The 18,332-nt window shown below is 37.8% G+C and carries 15 protein-coding genes; 6 read left to right on the top strand and 9 right to left on the bottom strand.

Going from position 1 to position 18,332, the window contains the following annotated elements; translation table 11 throughout:
- Positions 1 to 128: 128 nt before the first annotated feature.
- On the top strand, positions 129 to 1,361 hold the full coding sequence (locus tag B0G92_RS16500; RefSeq protein WP_101473068.1) for a glycosyltransferase: 1,233 nt from the start codon (positions 129 to 131) through the stop codon (positions 1,359 to 1,361).
- A 34-nt stretch (positions 1,362 to 1,395) separates the two neighbouring features.
- On the opposite strand, the gene B0G92_RS16495 is transcribed toward B0G92_RS16500, so the two are convergent.
- From B0G92_RS16495 to porU, 5 genes are all read right to left on the bottom strand, one after another.
- Positions 1,396 to 3,063 (bottom strand): pyruvate dehydrogenase complex dihydrolipoamide acetyltransferase, encoded by a 1,668-nt coding sequence (locus B0G92_RS16495; protein ID WP_101473067.1) that lies wholly within the window; start codon positions 3,061 to 3,063, stop codon positions 1,396 to 1,398.
- Positions 3,064 to 3,068: 5 nt separating this feature from the next.
- On the bottom strand, positions 3,069 to 4,067 hold the full coding sequence (gene pdhA / locus B0G92_RS16490; protein WP_056069056.1) for a pyruvate dehydrogenase (acetyl-transferring) E1 component subunit alpha: 999 nt from the start codon (positions 4,065 to 4,067) through the stop codon (positions 3,069 to 3,071).
- A 142-nt stretch (positions 4,068 to 4,209) separates the two neighbouring features.
- Complete coding sequence (cdd, locus tag B0G92_RS16485) at positions 4,210 to 4,692, bottom strand: cytidine deaminase (protein WP_101473066.1); 483 nt, start codon at positions 4,690 to 4,692, stop codon at positions 4,210 to 4,212.
- 72 nt (positions 4,693 to 4,764) lie between these two features.
- The gene (gene porV, locus B0G92_RS16480) at positions 4,765 to 5,943 is read right to left on the bottom strand and encodes a type IX secretion system outer membrane channel protein PorV (protein WP_101473065.1); all 1,179 of its coding nucleotides are present in this window, start codon (positions 5,941 to 5,943) and stop codon (positions 4,765 to 4,767) included.
- Between the two features lie 43 nt (positions 5,944 to 5,986).
- Positions 5,987 to 9,826 carry a type IX secretion system sortase PorU gene (gene porU / locus B0G92_RS16475; RefSeq protein ID WP_101473064.1) on the bottom strand — a complete coding sequence of 1,280 codons (3,840 nt, stop codon included), beginning with the start codon at positions 9,824 to 9,826 and terminating at the stop codon, positions 5,987 to 5,989.
- 210 nt (positions 9,827 to 10,036) lie between these two features.
- Here porU and gldJ point away from each other — a divergent pair, with 210 nt between their 5' ends.
- The 4 genes from gldJ (at position 10,037) to B0G92_RS16455 (ending at position 14,292) form a co-directional block, all read left to right on the top strand.
- On the top strand, positions 10,037 to 11,710 hold the full coding sequence (gene gldJ, locus B0G92_RS16470) for a gliding motility lipoprotein GldJ (RefSeq protein WP_056069113.1): 1,674 nt from the start codon (positions 10,037 to 10,039) through the stop codon (positions 11,708 to 11,710).
- Positions 11,711 to 11,770: 60 nt separating this feature from the next.
- Positions 11,771 to 13,054 (top strand): UDP-N-acetylmuramoyl-tripeptide--D-alanyl-D-alanine ligase, encoded by a 1,284-nt coding sequence (locus B0G92_RS16465; protein ID WP_101473063.1) that lies wholly within the window; start codon positions 11,771 to 11,773, stop codon positions 13,052 to 13,054.
- 145 nt (positions 13,055 to 13,199) lie between these two features.
- Positions 13,200 to 13,916, top strand: a complete 717-nt coding sequence (locus B0G92_RS16460; protein WP_056069110.1) for a MotA/TolQ/ExbB proton channel family protein — start codon at positions 13,200 to 13,202, stop codon at positions 13,914 to 13,916.
- A complete protein-coding gene (locus tag B0G92_RS16455; protein ID WP_056069041.1) occupies positions 13,897 to 14,292 on the top strand; it encodes an ExbD/TolR family protein in 396 nt (131 codons plus the stop codon). The genes B0G92_RS16460 and B0G92_RS16455 overlap by 20 nt, the downstream gene beginning before the upstream one ends.
- Positions 14,293 to 14,334: 42 nt before the next feature.
- Here the strand turns inward: B0G92_RS16455 and B0G92_RS16450 are convergent, their stop codons facing one another.
- From B0G92_RS16450 to B0G92_RS16440, 3 genes are all read right to left on the bottom strand, one after another.
- The gene (locus B0G92_RS16450) at positions 14,335 to 15,165 is read right to left on the bottom strand and encodes a hypothetical protein (RefSeq protein WP_101473062.1); all 831 of its coding nucleotides are present in this window, start codon (positions 15,163 to 15,165) and stop codon (positions 14,335 to 14,337) included.
- 189 nt (positions 15,166 to 15,354) lie between these two features.
- Positions 15,355 to 15,936, bottom strand: a complete 582-nt coding sequence (locus B0G92_RS16445) for a hypothetical protein (RefSeq protein ID WP_101473061.1) — start codon at positions 15,934 to 15,936, stop codon at positions 15,355 to 15,357.
- Positions 15,937 to 16,024: 88 nt separating this feature from the next.
- Positions 16,025 to 16,669: a hypothetical protein gene (locus B0G92_RS16440; protein ID WP_101473060.1), complete on the bottom strand. Its 645-nt coding sequence runs from the start codon at positions 16,667 to 16,669 to the stop codon at positions 16,025 to 16,027.
- A gap of 121 nt (positions 16,670 to 16,790) precedes the next feature.
- Here B0G92_RS16440 and B0G92_RS16435 point away from each other — a divergent pair, with 121 nt between their 5' ends.
- Positions 16,791 to 17,615, top strand: a complete 825-nt coding sequence (locus tag B0G92_RS16435; RefSeq protein ID WP_101473059.1) for a sulfite exporter TauE/SafE family protein — start codon at positions 16,791 to 16,793, stop codon at positions 17,613 to 17,615.
- 34 nt (positions 17,616 to 17,649) lie between these two features.
- Here the strand turns inward: B0G92_RS16435 and B0G92_RS16430 are convergent, their stop codons facing one another.
- Entirely contained in the window at positions 17,650 to 18,096 is a 447-nt protein-coding gene (locus tag B0G92_RS16430) for a hypothetical protein (RefSeq protein WP_143395062.1), read from the bottom strand.
- Between the last annotated feature and the right edge of the window lie 236 nt (positions 18,097 to 18,332).

The following is an 18,332-nucleotide window of genomic DNA, read 5'->3' as shown; positions in this document are numbered from 1 at the left end:
AGCCCGCCTGCGCAGATGGTACTGCAATCCTGTGGGAGAGTATGTCGCCGCCTTCCTTTGAAAAGGGTTCCCGATAGGGAACCCTTTTTTGTTTTGTAGAGTTTGCTTAAAAACGTTTCTTTGTAATTATGGATAAGCAGAAACTTTTGATTATTGGTATGGTATTTCCAGAACCAAATTCTTCAGCAGCAGGAAGAAGGATGCTGCAGTTAATACAACTTTTTAAAGAAGCAGCGTACGATATTACTTTTGCCAGTCCTGCACAAGACAGCGAACACGAATTTAATTTAGGATTGTTAGCCATTCAAAAGACCAAAATCAGCCTGAATGACGAAAGCTTTGATACTTTTGTCCAAAATTTAAAACCCGATATTGTCTTATTTGACCGATTTGTAATTGAAGAACAGTTTGGATGGAGAGTTTCTAAATATTGTCCCGAAGCTATAAAAATTCTGGATACAGAGGACCTTCACTTTCTTCGCTTGGCGAGGCAGGATGCTTTTAAAAAGAAGAAAGAATTTACTATTTCCGATTTATTTTCTGATACTGCAAAAAGAGAGATTGCCAGTATTTTGCGCTGTGATATATCTTTAATCATTTCTGATTTTGAAATGAAACTCCTTGTCGATGAGTTTAAAATTGATTCTTCCTTATTGTTTTATCTTCCTATTTTTGCCGATTCTAATTTAGATTTTGTTCCTTTAGAAGAACGAAAAGATTTTGTTTTTATTGGTAATTTCCTTCATGGGCCCAATTGGGATGCTGTACAATATTTAAAGAGTGCTGTCTGGCCTTTGATTCATAAACGGCTTCCGGATGCTAAAATGTTGATTTACGGTGCTTATCCGTCACAAAAGGTTTTGGAATTAAATCAGCCAAAATCGAATTTTCATATTATGGCCAGGGCAGAAAGTGCTGCTGAAGTAATAAAAAAAGCTAAGATTATGTTAGCTCCTTTGCGATTTGGAGCGGGAATAAAAGGAAAGCTTATTGAAGCTATGGAATATGGAACGCCTAGCGTTACAACCAGTATTGGTGCTGAAGGAATGCAGATGAATGGGCTTTGGAATGGCTTTATCGTGGATGATCCGGCTGATTTCGCCCATCATGCTATAGAACTTTATAAAGACGAAAATCTTTGGCGTAATGCTCAAAAAAATGGAGTACAACTACTGGAGAATAAATTTGCTGAGAATCTGTATAAGGAATCGTTTATTGCGATGGTTCTGGACTTAAAGGATAACTTAACGATGCATCGAAATAAGAACTTTATAGGTCAGATTTTGCAATACCATACAATAAGAAGCACTGAATATATGTCACGTTGGATAGAAGCTAAAAATAAAAAAATCCCGTCTTAGAAGGCGGGATTTTTGTTTTATAGTAAGAATTAGCTTATGCTAACATCGTAACCGGGTTTTCCAGATACTGTCTTAAAGTCTGTAGGAATTCTGCACCTGTAGCACCATCAACAGTTCTGTGGTCGCAGGCAAGTGTTACTTTCATCGTATTGCCTACTACAATCTGACCGTTTCTAACAACTGGTTTTTCAACAATTGCTCCAACAGAAAGGATAGCTGAGTTTGGCTGGTTGATGATTGACGTAAATTCAGTAATGCCGAACATTCCCAAGTTGGAAACTGTGAAGGTACTTCCTTCCATTTCAGCAGGCTGTAGTTTTTTGTTTTTCGCTCTTCCGGCAACATCTTTTACGTTAGCACCAATTTGAGACAAGCTCAATTGGTCGGCAAACTTTAATACAGGAACAACCAAACCGTCTTCAACAGCAACAGCAACTCCAATGTGTACGTGATGGTGGATTACAGTCACATCATCTTTCCATTGTGAGTTTACTTTTGGATGCTTTTTCAATGCCATTGCACAAGCTTTGATAACCATATCGTTAAAAGAAACTTTGGTGTCAGGCAATGCGTTAATTGTACTTCTGGAAGCCATTGCGCCATCCATTGCAACTTCAATTGTCAGATAGTAATGAGGAGCAGTGAATTTAGATTCAGACAAACGTTTCGCAATAACCTTACGCATTTGCGAATTTTTGATTTCTTCTGAATAGGTTTCACCAGCCGGAACAAATGGTTTTACAGCCGGAGCAGAAGCAGAAGTTTCAGGTTTAGCAGCCGTTTCTTGTGAAGCTGGTGCTTGAGAAGTTGCAGCGGCAGGCTTGAAGTTTTCAATATCGCTCTTTACGATACGTCCGTTTTCACCTGTACCTTTTACTTGTGAGATGTTTATGTTTTTCTCTTCAGCAATTTTTTTAGCCAAAGGAGAAATAAAGATTCTTCTTCCGTCAGAAACAGTTTCTACAGTTTCTTCTTTAGATTCAGCAGATTCTGATTTAGATTCTTCTGCTTTTTCTTCCTGAGCAGGAGCAGATGCTGCACCACCTTTTTTGAAGTTTTCAGCAACACCTGAAATATCGGTTCCTTCAGGTCCGATAATTGCTAAAAGAGAATCAACTGGAGCCGATTCGCCTTCCTGAATTCCGATGTGTAATAAAGTTCCGGAGTTGAAAGATTCAAATTCCATTGTAGCCTTATCGGTTTCGATTTCAGCCAGGATATCACCTTCGCTAACTTTATCGCCTACTTTTTTCAACCATGTAGCTACGGTACCGTCAGTCATGGTATCGCTCAAACGAGGCATGGTCACGACTACTACGCCTTTAGGTAAGGCAGCAGTTTCAGATTTTGGAGCTTCTTTAGCTTCTTCTTTAGGAGCTTCAGCCGTTTTTTCTTCAGCTTTTGGCTCTTCTTTTTTGTCAGAAGAACTTCCACCGCCGGCTAAAAGGTCGGATATGTCTTCACCTTCTTTTCCAATGATTGCCAGAAGAGAATCAACCGGAGCCGATTCGCCTTCCTGAATCCCGATGTGTAATAAGGTTCCGGAGTTGAAAGATTCAAACTCCATAGTAGCTTTGTCGGTTTCGATTTCGGCTAAAATATCTCCTTCGTTAACTTTGTCCCCAACTTTTTTCAACCATGTGGCTACAGTTCCTTCTGTCATAGTATCGCTCAAGCGAGGCATTGTGATTTTTGTTGCCATAATGATTATAATTTATGAGGTAAAAAAGGATAGTTTTCTTGTTCGTAAACAACATCGTAAAGTTGTTGTGTATCAGGAAACGGAGAGTCTTCAGCAAACTGAGCACACTCTTCAACTAGGTTTTTAACTCTTTCGTCAATAGCTTCAATTTCTGCTTCAGTGGCATAATTGTTTTCTTTGATGATGTCAAGAACCTGAGTGATAGGGTCAATTTTTTTGTACTCTTCTACTTCTTCTTTTGAACGGTATAATTGCGCATCAGACATAGAGTGTCCTCTGTAGCGGTATGTTTTCATTTCCAGGAAAGTTGGTCCGTCCCCACGACGCGCTCTGTCGATGGCTTCGTGCATTGCTTCGGCAACTTTTACCGGGTTCATTCCGTCAACAGGACCACATGGCATTTCATAGCCCAATCCTAATTTCCAGATATCTGTATGGTTTGCGGTTCTTTCTACCGATGTTCCCATCGCATAACCGTTATTTTCTACAATAAATACAACAGGTAGTTTCCAAAGCATTGCCATGTTGAAAGCTTCGTGTAGAGAACCCTGGCGGGCAGCACCGTCACCAAAATAAGTTAAGGTAACACCACCTGTGTTGAAATATTTATCAGCAAAAGCAATACCTGCCCCAACCGGGATTTGAGCTCCTACAATACCATGTCCTCCATAAAATCCTTTTTCTTTAGAGAAGATGTGCATAGAACCTCCCATACCTTTAGAAGTTCCGGTAACTTTTCCTAATAGTTCTGCCATGACAGCTTTTGGGTCAACGCCCATACCAATTGGCTGAACGTGGTTTCTGTAGGCAGTAATCATTTTGTCTTTGGATAAATCCATAGCGTGCAGAGCACCAGCCAGAACGGCTTCCTGGCCATTATATAAGTGAAGAAATCCTCTTACTTTTTGCTGAATGTATAAAGCGGCTAATTTGTCTTCAAATTTTCTCCAAAGCAGCATGTCTTCATACCACTTCAAATAAACTTCTTTTGTAATTTCTTTCATTGTTTGTTTTTTGTAAACGTTATTGTGCCAGTAAATTGCTAAATAATAAGACGCAAAGTAGTTTCCTCACACAAATTTGCGAAAGGCAAAAATAAGACATTCCAACTTAGAAGTAAAGTTTAAAATGTAAATTTTAGGTTTTTTATAAGAAGTTTTTATCAAACATAAATGGGAGCAGATTTTTGAGCGAATCCGACTTGTAAACTACTCCTGTTTCGCCCATAAAATAAATTTCTATCGGGTAATCCTGTTTGAATTCATACTCTGATATGGATTGCCTGCAAGCACCGCATGGTGGGATAGGAGAGGTAACCGGTCTTTCGTCTGATGTGGCTGAAATTGCAATTCTCAAAATCCTGGCGTCAGGATATATAGCCCCTGCCTGGAAAATAGCAACTCTTTCTGCGCAAAGCCCAGACGGATATGCAGCGCTTTCCTGATTAGAACCCAAAACAATTTTTCCGTTGTCTAAAAAGATGGCTGCCCCAACTCTGAATCTGGAATAAGGAGCGTAGGCTTTCTTACGTATCTCAATGGCCTGTTCCATCAGATTTTTTACATCTTCAGGCAATTCTTCCTTGTTGTCGAATACTGAGAATGTGGTCGTAATGTTGATTTGTTTCATAAATGTTTTGAGGAAAAAAAATCCAAATTACTAATGAAAGCAATTTGGATTTTATAGACTTTAAATTATATACTAATATTCATCATATTTATCTCCGAACGCGAAGCTAAGAGAGAAACGCAATGTGTTTTCCAATGGGTTTCTGACTTTTGAAGTTGAGAACAGGTAAGATACATCCAGTTTTACGATGTTGTATTTGAATCCTGCTCCAAGCGAAAGGAATTTTCTGGCTCCTTTTTCTTTGCTTTCATTGAAGTAACCTGCTCTTACTGCAAAGGAATCCTGATACCAGTATTCGGCTCCTAAAGCCCAGGTAACTTCTTTCAGTTCTTCTTTAATTCCGTCAGGTGCATCTCCAAATGATTTGAAAATACCGCTTACCCATCCGATTGAACGGTAATCTTGATTGTTTTGTGCTCTTTCTACATCGGTAATCTCGCCATCTCCATTCAAATCCGGATCCTGAGGAGTAGGTACCAAAAGCTTGTTGATTTCGGCATTAATCGAAACTTTGTTGTATTCGTCAAAGATGAAGTCAAATCCACCTCCCAGTTTTAAGTTAGAAGGAAGGAAGTTGGAACCTTCATCAGATTCATCCAAATCATAATTGATTTTTGGACCTAAATTTTGGAAATTGAAACCACCTCTCCATCTTCCGTTGAAATCTTCATAAGCAATTTCTTCCGACTGATAGTAACCCGAAATGTCTACAGCAAAAGAACTTGCAGCAGAAGCATCATTGCTCAACTGCGCCAGTCTCAGGTTAGAACGGATATATCTTGCAGCTACGGACATTGAGAATCTTTCGCTCAATTTTAGGGCATAAGAAAGATCTAATGCAAACTCACTTGGATTTACTTCAACAGCAGGATCATCTGGGTTGTCATTTCTGAATTCGATAACTCCAAGGCTGAAATAACGTAAGCTTCCCGCAAAGGCACTTCTTTCACTAATTCTGTTGAAATAAGTCAGCTGACTTAAGGAAATGTCGTTTACAAGTTCCGGTAGATAGGGTGTATAGCTAAGTGAAAAACCCTGTTTATCAAGCGAAAATGCATACTTGGCTGGGTTCCATTGTTGTGAATAAGCATCTGGGGAAGAGGCTACTCCTATGTCACCCATACCGGCAGACCTGGCGTCTCCAGCGATAAGAAGAAAGGGTACTCCTGTTGTGATGACCCTGTTCGTTTCCTGGGCTTTCGCTATATTGAGTCCTAATATGCAGATAATAAATAATATGGTTTTTTTCATTCTGAGATTGGTATTAATTGAATTGAACAAATATAGTATTTTATTAAAGTATAACAAGTTTTTCGTATTTTTCTGTTTTCTTATTGGTCAGCGTCGATTTGACAGTAAGTTTATAAACGTAAACCCCTTTACCTATCTTATCTCCAAAATCATCTTTTCCGTCCCATGTGATTTCTCTTGAAAGGAATCCTTCCGTAGTTACTACCTGATTGATTGTCTTCACTATTTTTCCTGTAATGGTGATAATCTGTACCTGTACTTCCAAAGGTTCGTACGGGCGATTGTGCGTGAACCAGAATTGGGTATAGCTTACAAATGGATTCGGGTAATTGAGCACGTTTTTTAATGTTACCGTTTCATCACCAACCACTATAAACTGAATTTCTGCCGTTACCGGATTGTTATATACGTCCCATGCCTTGAAGGTAATCGTGTGCAGTCCTACTGCCAGATTGCGGAAAGGGAAACGTACTTTCCCTTTGGTATGGTTATCCAATTCGGTTTCGTAATAATCATTAAGGATGTAAGGATTGTTTTCGTCGCCATCTAAAATAGCAACTATATCGTGTCCGATACCGCTGGCGGTGTTGATACCGTTTTCGTCTTCCAGAAAAGCAAGGAATATAGGAGATTCGTTAGTAATACCCCCGGATATAAATGTTTCGTCATTCATGTACAGCCGTACTCTCGGACCAATATTGTCGGCCGTAGCATTTGGATTGATTCCGCCTATTTTAATATCGGTATTATATCCTGTCTGGTCTTCTAATCCCTGATTTCGTTTGGCATAAAAACTGATTCTTCCATTGCCTACAGGAATTGCAATGTCTCTTGGTACGACAAAATTAAATTCAAACTGCCCGTTTGCGACAGAAGCATTACCACGGAAAATGGTTTCACCCAATAGGATAAAGTCCATTAGAATTAGGTTACCAGAGCTGTCCGTTACTCCGTCGTTTCCAAATGTGGTTCTCTGTACGTTTTTGTCGAAAATATTTACCGACAGGCTGCCATTATAATTTGATAATATTGTATTTCCTTCCACATTTCTAACTTCACCGGATAGTTTTACCGGACTCAAGGCGTTAAACACAAATGTGGAAGCAGCAACGGGCTGGTCGTTTATTTTGGTCAGCACAATTGTCGGTTTTGGGATAGCAAGCCTTATGGCCGGGTCACCCACATAAGAAACCATAAGTGCAGAGCCATTGTAGTTGTTTTTGGCAACTCTTAATGCTTCTGAAATAGGAACGTTATTTGTTGTGCCGTAGCCATACAATTCGCTTGAAAAGGCATCGTTGATATCCTGTCCGGTGGTTACGCTTATCTGTCGTGTAGTAGTCACCATTGAAATGGCGCCACCTTTAGGGTTCCAATAGGTGTACTCACCAGCAGTTGGTCGGTAAGGATTGTCGAATCTTGTAAATTCGCAGGTTACGGTTACAAACAGCGGGTATTTGTAGCGATTGTTTAAATTCTGGGCATCTGCTTTTTCGAAAATTCGCTCTTTGGCAAGTCCGTCTTCACCACCATGTCCGAAATAATTAAAGACAAGAGCTCCCTGATTTATGGCATCAACAAAATCTTTTCGGGCTTTTGGATAACGGAAACCTCCGGCAGAAGCTTCCTGCACATAAGAATCGGTATGTATTTTTTCTACGTTTACAAAAGGTTTCTGTGCGGAAATCTGGTCACCCAGAGCATCAATTCCGGTTTGGATGGAATTTTCCCAGGCTACGTCAACGTCGTCAGAAATCAGGACAAAGTTGTTTCTCCATTTTCCGTAGGATTCAATAGCGTGATATTCGATAACCTTGGTTACCATTTCTTCTGCCTGTTTTAAATCGCTGACCAGCATTCTTCCAACGGCAAGTTCCATATCTTGCGAGCCGGTCTGTAGCATGGTACCTTCGTTATCGTCAAGCATCGTGAAATAATCGTCAGACATGATGGAACCTCCTAATGAAAAGCTGTTCAATGCCTGGAAGACCGGAACAATATTGGTGTTGTTGGAAATCCTGTTTTTGAAATCAAATGAAGCATCACCAAACAGGTTCAGGTATTTTAATTTTTTAGAAGGAATCGAACCGTTATTGTAGATGTATTTTACAAAATTTCGAATGGCACCAATGTCTTGTTTGCCGGAAGAAAATTCTTCATAGATATTTTCCAGATTGACGACTTTTACGTTTAAATTTGAGTTGGTTCTATGGAAATTGGCCAATCGTTCTGCCTGTGAACTCAAAAAAGCAGGTGTTACTATAAGGTAGTCGAGGTCCTGGAAGGAGCCCTGTGCATTTTTCAGAATGCTGCCTTTTAGGTTTTGGTTGGCTACGCGTGTTCTGGAATCTTTTAAAGGCGAATAAAAATCAGAAGCATCAACCGCTATATAATTTCGGTCTTCACCCATGTAGGCTTTAAACGAGAAAGCATCCGCTCCGTTATTTTCTACTTTTTGTACATTATATATATCGGTAATGTCCCATACTTGTGTTATCCTGGCTGCGCTTGAAAGTTGATACTGGATTACTCCCGTATTAAGGTCGGCATCATTATATTGGAAACGGAATTGTTTGCCGTAACCCTGAAGATTCCTTTTTGCTTCCAGAATGATATAATCCAGATAGGCATCTGCGCTGGGAACGCCACCATTATTATATTGTATTTTTACGGCCACATTTTCTGAAGCAGGAAAACTGCCGGTCAGCGCTCTTTCAAAAGCAACATCACCGTCACTGCTTGTTGGCGGGAATGTCATTGCGCCCAGGTCCTGGCCATTGGCTGAAACGCTCATCGAGGTTTGTGAAAATGCCGCCGCCGCCGCATTGGTTCTTAATCTGATTTGTGTTCCTGTGGCTATATTGGGAAATTTGAACTCGAAAGTTTGTTCGTTTTCGATGTTGAATCTTTCTCCAAACCATTTTCTTCCCAAACGTCCAATGTTCGTTTTGTCCAATTCGTGGTATTGGTAATCATCAAACGTTGATATATTAAGAGTAGGGTTGTCGGCAATAACAGGCATGTTAGTGATTCGTTTTCCGGGACCACCTTGTGATGTTACATAATAATAGGAGCGGTCTGCATACAAATTATTATGGGTCTGGCTTTCTTCATTCCAGTTGTCCATACCTTCCGCATAAAATAAAATATAATCCTGACTGTCGAATGAACCGTCGCTTTCTCCGACTAAGGTAATTGCGTTTTCAATAAGGTCTTCCGGATAATAAGTACCGTTTAGTAAAGGCAGCATACGACCACCATTACCATAAATCTTTATGTTTCGGGCATCGGCAGCACCTACATTCATGCCAAGACTCTGCAGAAAGCTTCGGGATATTTTATAAACACCGGATTTTACTACATAAAATCGGTACCAATCTCCCGAACTCAAAACGGAGTTGTAGACAAAGTTGGAGTTTCGTGCGGCATTGCCGGCGCGACTTGCTGTTGTCGAAAAGGAATAGGTAAATGATTTAACCCGTTGGAATGTATTTCCGGATTTAATTATAGGAGACAGACTCAAAACAGCTTTCTGTGAAGCAGAATTGTTCATGTTTTTAATGCGGGCTTCTATTGATGAAGGAATTGATGCAATTCGTAAATCGCCAAGCTGTTCGCGGGAAATAGTTTCGTATACAATATTGGTTACCTGTAGGCTGCCTTCGTCGGCAAAACCCGATACGGGAATTTTTAAATTAAACAGGACGGCTTTCTTTTCGTAGTCGAATTGAAAACGGGATGATTTGAAAATAGGGGCCTTAATCTGGACCTGTTCCGAATAGATTCCGGAGTTATCAATCCATTCAATAGTTACATTGTCTCTTTGTTGGGCAAAAGAAACATAAGAGCTTATAAGCAATAAGAGTAAGGTAATCTTTTTCATTAACTTGAATAACGCTGGTCGCGCCTAATTATTACGAAAAGTAAAAATAATTTTTTAACTTAATATTAAGTGCAATAAACCCAATAAATTTGCGTTATAGCAAGAGACTTTTAACACAAAATTAGTTTTTTATTAATATTTCAAAATTGTTGTTGCAGTTTAATGGTTAATTATTATATTGCGGCTCGAAATTTATTACCTACTGAAAGTATGAAAGTAAACAAAATTATGGCTTTGAAGCTGATGCTCTCCTTGGCATTAGTTATGGGTTTTACTAGTTGTAGCAAAAAATCCAGTTCAAAAAACGCTTCCTCTGCCACTGGTTGGAAAATCAATGACAAAAAAGGCGGATTCCAATACAATTCTAAGTTTAAGAAGCAGGAAACTGCTCCGGGATTGGTTTTGGTTGAAGGAGGAACGTTCACTATGGGTAAAGTTCAGGACGATGTAATGCATGATTGGAACAATACACCTAATCAGCAGCACGTTCAGTCTTTCTATATGGATGAGACTGAGGTAACCAATCTTATGTATATGGAATATCTTGACTGGTTGAAAAGAGTTTTCGACCCGGAAGATGAAAATTATAAAAATATTTACGAAGGAGCTCTTCCTGATACATTAGTTTGGAGAAATAGATTAGGTTATAACGAAACAATGACCAACAACTATTTAAGACACCCTGCTTATGCTAACTATCCTGTAGTTGGTGTAAACTGGATTCAGGCTGTTGAATTCAGCAAGTGGAGAACAGACCGTGTAAACGAAGGTGTTCTTGAAAGAGAAGGCTACCTGAAAAGAGATGCAAAAGTATTAGATGCAAAAGGTGATAACACTTTCAGTACAGAAACTTACCTTAATGCTCCTACAAAAACTTACGGTGGTAACGAAGAAATTGTCTTGAAAGGACAAAGAGGAAGACTTGCCGCTAAAGAAGATGCTAAAAACGTATATGCTCAAAGAACTTCAGGTATCATACTACCTGAGTACAGACTTCCAACAGAAGCGGAGTGGGAATATGCAGCAGCAGCTGATGTAGGTAACAGAGAATATAACCTTTACAGAGGTCAGAAGAAATATCCATGGAAAGGGAACTACACCCGTTCAGGAAAAAGACAAGTTAGAGGTGACCAATTGGCTAACTTCAAACAAGGTAAAGGAGATTACGGCGGAATTGCCGGATGGTCTGATGACGGTGCTGATATCACTAACGTAGTAAAATACTATCCACCAAACGATTTCGGATTGTATGATATGGCAGGTAACGTTGCAGAATGGGTTGCTGACGTTTACAGACCAATCGTTGACGATGAGGCTAACGACTTCAACTACTACAGAGGTAACATCTACATGAAGAACAAAATTGGTGAAGATGGAAAAGCTGAAATCGTTACAGGTGATAACATTGCTTACGATACTTTGGCTAACGGTAAAATTATCGCAAGAAATTTCCCTGGACAAATTGCTCAGGTTCCTGTTGACGAAAAAGAAACTTACCTAAGACAAAACTTTGATAAGTCTGACAACAGAAACTACAGAGATGGTGACAAGCAGTCTACAAGATACTATGACTTCGGAAACTCTGAAGAAGGAGAGAAAATAGACGATTCAAAAAGAATGTACGATTCTCCAAAGCACAATGTTACTACAGACAGTTTAGGCAACATGGTGAGAAGATATGACAAGTCTTCAAAAAGAACAACTTTGATCGATGACAACGTAAGAGTTTACAAAGGTGGTTCCTGGAGAGACAGAGCTTACTGGTTAGACCCTGCTCAGAGAAGATACTTCCCTCAGGATATGGCTACAGATTACATCGGATTCAGATGTGCGATGTCAAGAGTAGGTCCTAAGTCTGACAAAAAGAAAAAAGCAAGAAATTAATTTTCTATAACAATTCTACAAAAGCCCTTTTAGGGCTTTTGTTTTTTTAAACCGCACAGCATGGAAATTAAAGAAATACACGACCTGTTTTTAAGATGTACTTCAGTTTCAATCGATACCAGAAAAATTGAGGAAGGCTCCATGTTCTTCGCTATCAGAGGAGAACATTTTGATGCCAATACTTTTGCTCAGGAAGCACTGAATAAGGGAGCTTTGTATGTAATTATAGACAATAAAGATTATTATATTGACGAAAAGACAATTCTGGTTGCCAATACGCTTGAAACATTGCAGGAAGTGGCAAAGTTTCACAGGGAATATCTGGGGTTGCCAATTTTGGCATTAACCGGGAGTAACGGAAAAACGACTACCAAAGAATTAATCAATGTAGTGCTTTCAAAGCGTTACCATACAAGAGCTACTGTTGGCAATCTGAATAATCATATTGGAGTGCCGCTCACATTACTTTCCCTAACTTCAGATACCGAAATAGGAATTGTGGAAATGGGTGCCAACCATCAGAAAGAGATTGAATTCTTATGCAATATCGCTACGCCTGATTTTGGATATATTACCAATTTTGGGAAAGCCCACCTGGAAGGTTTTGGCGGAGTAGAAGGAGTTATCAAAGGAAAAAGCGAGATGTATGCGTTTCTGTCAGAACATAACAAATATGTTTTTGTAAACCTTGACGACGCAATACAGAAAGAAAAAACGGCTAAAAATCTTCGTATCACATTTAGCCATACCGATAAAAATGCATCGGTATTTATCAATAAGATTGAAGCCAATCCTTTTGTTGCCATCGAGTTTGACGGTATCAAAATCAAATCGCATCTGATAGGGTTGTATAATGCCAATAACATTAATGCAGCCATAACTATTGGAAGGTATTTCAAGATTTCTGATGATGAAATAAAGGAGGCTATTGAAAGTTATATTCCGGAAAACAACCGTTCGCAACTGTTGCTGAAAAACTCAAATGAAATTATTCTGGATGCCTACAATGCAAACCCCAGCAGTATGGAAGTGGCTATCAAAAATTTTCTGCAGTTGGACAAGGAAAATAAGGTTGCTGTTTTGGGAGATATGTTTGAATTGGGGGAAGAAAGCCTGCGCGAACACAAACATATTGTGGCTTTGCTAAAGCATGAGAAAGAGGTACAGACTTATTTTGTAGGGAAAGATTTTTACGAAAATAAAAACGATACGGAAAATCTGCATTTCTTTAAAACCTATGATGAATTTGCCCAGGCATTTAAAGCTGAAAAAATAGAAAATAAGACATTGCTCATTAAAGGTTCCAGAGGCATGGCATTAGAAAGAACGCTGGAATTATTGTAGGATTCCCGGAATTGGCAGCGACTGCAAAATACTATATTCTAAAAACTGCCGTTATACTTTTAAAACTAAATAAAAAACTTATTTTTGTCTGAAGCAACAAACGGCTTTATAAATTAAATAACCAAATCCCTGTATTATATTTATGATATTTTCAACAATTTTACTGCAGACTGATACCATTGCAAAAGCTTCAACGAATACAGTAATTGAGGGAATCGCCAAAAATGAAGAAATGAACCTGTTTAGCTTCCTGATGAAAGGAGGAGCATTTTTGATCCCGATTGTAATTCTTCTTTTTTATACCATCTACCTGATTTTTGAAAGATACCTTTCCATTAAAAAAGCAACGAAGCAGGATTCGCACTTGATTAAGGATATTGCTATACAGTTGAATTCCGGAAATATAAATGCAGCTTTATCATTGGCAGAAAGATCAAACACGGCTTCCGGCAATGTTCTAAGAGAAGGAATCCTGACTATTGGAAGACCTATTTCTGAAATCGAATCCAATATGGAAAGAGCTGCCAATATCGAAATTGGAGAAATGGAAAAAAGAATGGGACATTTGGGACTTATTGCCGGTATTGCACCTACTTTAGGTTTCGTTGGAACGATTTCAGGAGTTATCAAGATTTTTTACAGCATTTCACAAACAGAAGATATCAGTATCGGGAACATTTCCGGAGGTTTGTATGAAAAGATGATTAGTAGTGGTGCCGGACTTGTTGTAGGTATTATCGCTTATGCAGGCTACCACTTATTTAACGGGATGATTGATAATTTTTCTTTGAATGTCCAAAAACAGATTTTGGAATTTGTAAGTATAATCCAAAGACCTAACGATGGCTCTAAAACGAAATAGAAGATTTCACGCGGAAGTAGCTACTTCTTCCTTGAGTGATATTATGTTCTTTTTGCTGTTGTTTTTCCTTATTATCTCAACACTCGCAAATCCGAACGTAATCAAGATGACACTGCCTAAAACGCAGCAGAATGACAAGACGAACAAACAGCACATTACGCTGTCGGTTTCTGAAGAAAAACAATATTATGTCGATAAGCAGAATGTTCCTTTTAATGAATTGGAAGCGGCATTGCTGACAAAAATGGGTGATGCCAGAGACCAAACCGTAATTGTTAGAATTCCTTATAACCTGCAGGTACAGGATTTAGTAGACCTGCTCCAGATTGGTGTCAAAAACAATTTAAAGTTTGTGATTGCCACAGATAAAAAATAAAAAAACGCTTCGGTTTTCCGAAGCGTTTTTTTATTGTAGTAATTATTGGCATCTTGAAGAATAGGCGTCAATCTCATCCAAATAGAATTTCAAATAATAATCCGTATCCATTTGATCTTCCATTTTTCTTCTTTCACGTTTATCTGTCTGTTTCAATTTTTCTTTTTTGTCCTTATCAAATTGTTTGCGGGCGGCTAACAGTTCTTTTTTGTAGGTCTTATCATTAAATTGGGCTTTTCTCGTTTCCAGATAGCTCAGGAATTTCGGGCAATCTTTACCAACTTCCTCAAAGGCTTTAAAAAACTTATCATCAATTTTTCCCAGGTTAAATAGGTTTAATCGGTTATAATCAACGGGAATATAGGCAAATTCATCATTAGGCTTCTTTATATAAGCCAATATCCACATTAAAGAGCACCCGTGACCACATTCATATACTCTCAATCCATACACATTGATTTTTCCTTTTTTAATAAGCGGAGCCATTATTTCCCTTTTCAGATCAACGACTTCCAGTTTAGAGTTGATTGTTTTTAGTTTTAATTTTTCATAGGTAATCGTATCCTCACCTTTTAAAGTAATGGATTTGATGTTGTTTAACTCTATCTTTTCAGAAGCGCCATCCGGAGTTTTCTTAAAGTTGAACTTCGTACGGTCAAGACGCAGTTCGGACTCAAGATTGAAATTAAACGAGAAGTCTGTAAATTCAATGGCATTCGGGACATTGAATTCTTTGATATAACCTGAAATAATTTCGTCATTGGCCAATCTGATTTCAGCCGGAATAAATTCCTTTTTTGCGGTATATATTAAAACCTGAGCAAAATTATTTTGCCAGATAAAAATCATGGCTAATAGTAATAGTTTTTTCATTTGATTGATTTAGTTTTTGTTAAGTGGTTAAATATACAAATGTTTTAGTATTGCTCAAGATGCCAGTTGTTTGGTAAGCAGGAGACAAGGATATTGGTTAAATTCAGGGCTTGCCAATAAACTAGTCATAGCCCTCAATGTTTTTGTATTAATCAAAATATAGATGCCTCAATGTAGTTTTAATAATTCTTAACTAACCCAGGTTTCTATAGTTTTGATTCTTATCCATTTCTCATTAACTAATCTATAAATTTCTGTTAATCCCTCACCACATAAACTCCCGCAATGAAACCCATAGCTTACTATTGCTGTTTTTTTGTCTACACTAAAAAGAGGTTTGCTGATAGAGAAGTATTCGTGTTTTCCGTATTTTTTGGAAAAGCGTTCCCAAAATTTCCAGGTTCTTTCGCCTTTATTTCTTAGTTTCAGTAGGGAGTCAAATGAAATAACTGTCTTTGATTTTATAAAATTCTGGTTGAGTTTGAAGTCTACAGCATCTTCCATTTGTTGATGAATAAATTCGATATCTTTTTTATTGAAAAGGCTATCAGGGTTATTGTTCAAATATTCTTCCTGACTTGAAAGTGAAAAATTTGTAAAACTTTCTGTAATGTAACTCTTGCCGGGAGTATTGCTGAATCTTGGTAATTCTGTACTGATGACAAAATTGAGAATAGAATATATATCTTCTTCAGAAACAGTATCAGAATTATTATTCTTACTACAGTTTATGATGAGAGGGAAGAGTAATATGTAGAATATCTTTCTCATTTTTGATTTATTGACGGCAATAAAAAAGAATTATTTTGTGGGCCTATTCTTTTTTAAGTTATGCCTTAATAGCTTCATCCAAGCGTTTTTATTTATCTCTCTTTTTCGGCATATTTAATTCTTCTTGTCCGCAATCTATAAATTCCTCATCATTCAATGGTTTTAAGCCAATTTCAATTCTTGCCGTATTGGTCGCTTCTTTAGTTTGAATACAGGGTTTTCCAAACTGTGAACCATAAAAAACTCTCCTTTGCTTTTTGTTAGGACTGTTTAACCAGTAATACTTGTCTAAAACCGAAGCAAAAAAAGCATTGTCAATATTTCCTTTATTGACTTCCTTTAGAAATAAATCAAAATATACCTTTTCGTTTACAAGTCTGTGTGGGTTATGCAGTAAAATTGCAGCAACAGCAGCTTCAACGCATTCATGTTTCATGTTTCTTTCACCTACTAATTCTTCAGTTGGGTAACCATTCTTAATAATAAAATCAACCATATTGGAAAAATTTACAGAGTCAATTTTAGGCATTAATTCCCTTTTGTTAAAATTCAGTTTGTTGGTCCTGATACCCTGGTCAAAGCCATACATTTTGCACAATTCAAAAGCCAGACTGTCTTGTTTAAAAGTATTTTCAGAAATTGGAACGTTTGTTTTTTGGGAGTGTTTTCGGCTACAGCTAAAAAATACGGAGACTGTTATAATAATGATAAACAGGGTGTTGAAAATTTTCATGGAAATGATTTAAAGGTTACTAATATAAATAATTAAGCGGAATAAGAATACTGAAATAATTTACACCAAAAACCAAGGACTTTGTATGTATCTTTGGAATACTAATTAATACTTTTTTAGTTTGGAGCTTTTTCTTTTAGTATTGGCCGGTTTTATCATCGGAACCTGTGGAACGCTGATTGGTGCGGGTGGTGGTTTTATATTAGTCCCATTGTTGTTATTGTTTTATCCTGATTTGCCTCCCGAAACCGTTACGGCTATTTCTATGGCTGTAGTGGCTGCAAATGCCATTTCTGGGTCGGCGGCCTATGCAAAGTCAGGGAAAATTGATTACAAGGCAGGTGTTATTTTTGCGCTGTTTACGGTTCCGGGTTCTATATTGGGTGTGTTTACGGTGCAGTATATCCCAAAAGAATCTTTTAATATTATTTTCGGGGTCTTGCTTCTTGCGTTATCGGTATTCCTTTTCTTTAAAAAGCAATCAGAAAAAAGACAGGTACAGGAAGACGACAGTCAGCAAAAAGGACTAAAACACCGCAAATTGGTTGATAAGATGGGCACCGTTTATCAATACAGCTATAACCAGCGCAATGGTATTATCATCAGTATTATAGTAGGCTATATGTCGCCCCTTTTAGGCATAGGCGGCGGAATTATTCATGTGCCGGCCATGGTCAATTGGCTGCATTTCCCGGTGTATATCGCAACCGCTACTTCGCATTTTATACTGGCAGTAATGTCAACGGTTACGGTTATAGTCCATGCCATGAATGGTACCTATAACAATCCTGAAGTATTAAAAATGGTAGTCTGTCTTGCAGCAGGAGTAATTCCCGGTGCGCAATTGGGAGCCTATTTTTCGCATAGGGTTAAAGGAACAAATATTATTAAAGTGCTGGCGATTTGTTTGGCATTGGTTGGGATTAGGATTTTGCTTAAAAACTAGTTCTTTAAAAACAAACAGCTAGATTATCCCTAAATCAATTTATTGGGAAATCCCTCCCTAAACCTAAGTTCCCAAAAATATTCTTTTGAAAATACAAAAAGGCTATAAAAAGAATAACAAGTAAAATTTTAGTTGTTGTATTTATCCCAGCATTTTTAAAGATCTTATATAGGATTATGGGCAAACAAAGAATTAGCCCAATAAAGTAAAATGCGTACATCCATTCTAATCCTTCAAGATCGTGCGTTCCACCAGCATATAGTTTTATTCCAACGTCGAGCATTAAAAACAATACAGCTGTAATCAGTAGCTTAAAATAAATTTTCAAATTTGTAAACTGAAATGTCATGATGGTAACAAGAATCATTGTTATAGGAAGTAAATCAATTCCGTGAGGAGCATAATAATGCCCAATATAAATATGGATCAGGACTATGATTATTGAAATAACGGTGATAAGTAATGAATTTAGCTTTGTCAAGGATGTCTTAGTTTTATTTTAAAGGTTTAAGTTTTATCTTTTTAATATCAAAAGTAGCTCTCAAAAATAGATTAGCTGCACTCACTTTATCAAAGCCTTCAGGAATGGTAATTGACTATTTGAAATCTTTAATATCAATCTCATTGCTTTTGGAAGTTTGGGAGTTATAAATGTTGGTTGTCGCTACCAAAAGGATAAGAATGTACTTTAGTGTATTCATTTTTGGATTATGTGTA

The sequence above is a fragment of the Flavobacterium lindanitolerans genome (assembly GCF_002846575.1).
In the GTDB taxonomy this organism is placed as follows: Bacteria; Bacteroidota; Bacteroidia; order Flavobacteriales; family Flavobacteriaceae; genus Flavobacterium; species Flavobacterium lindanitolerans.
This window is presented reverse-complemented; position numbering and strand designations above follow the sequence as displayed.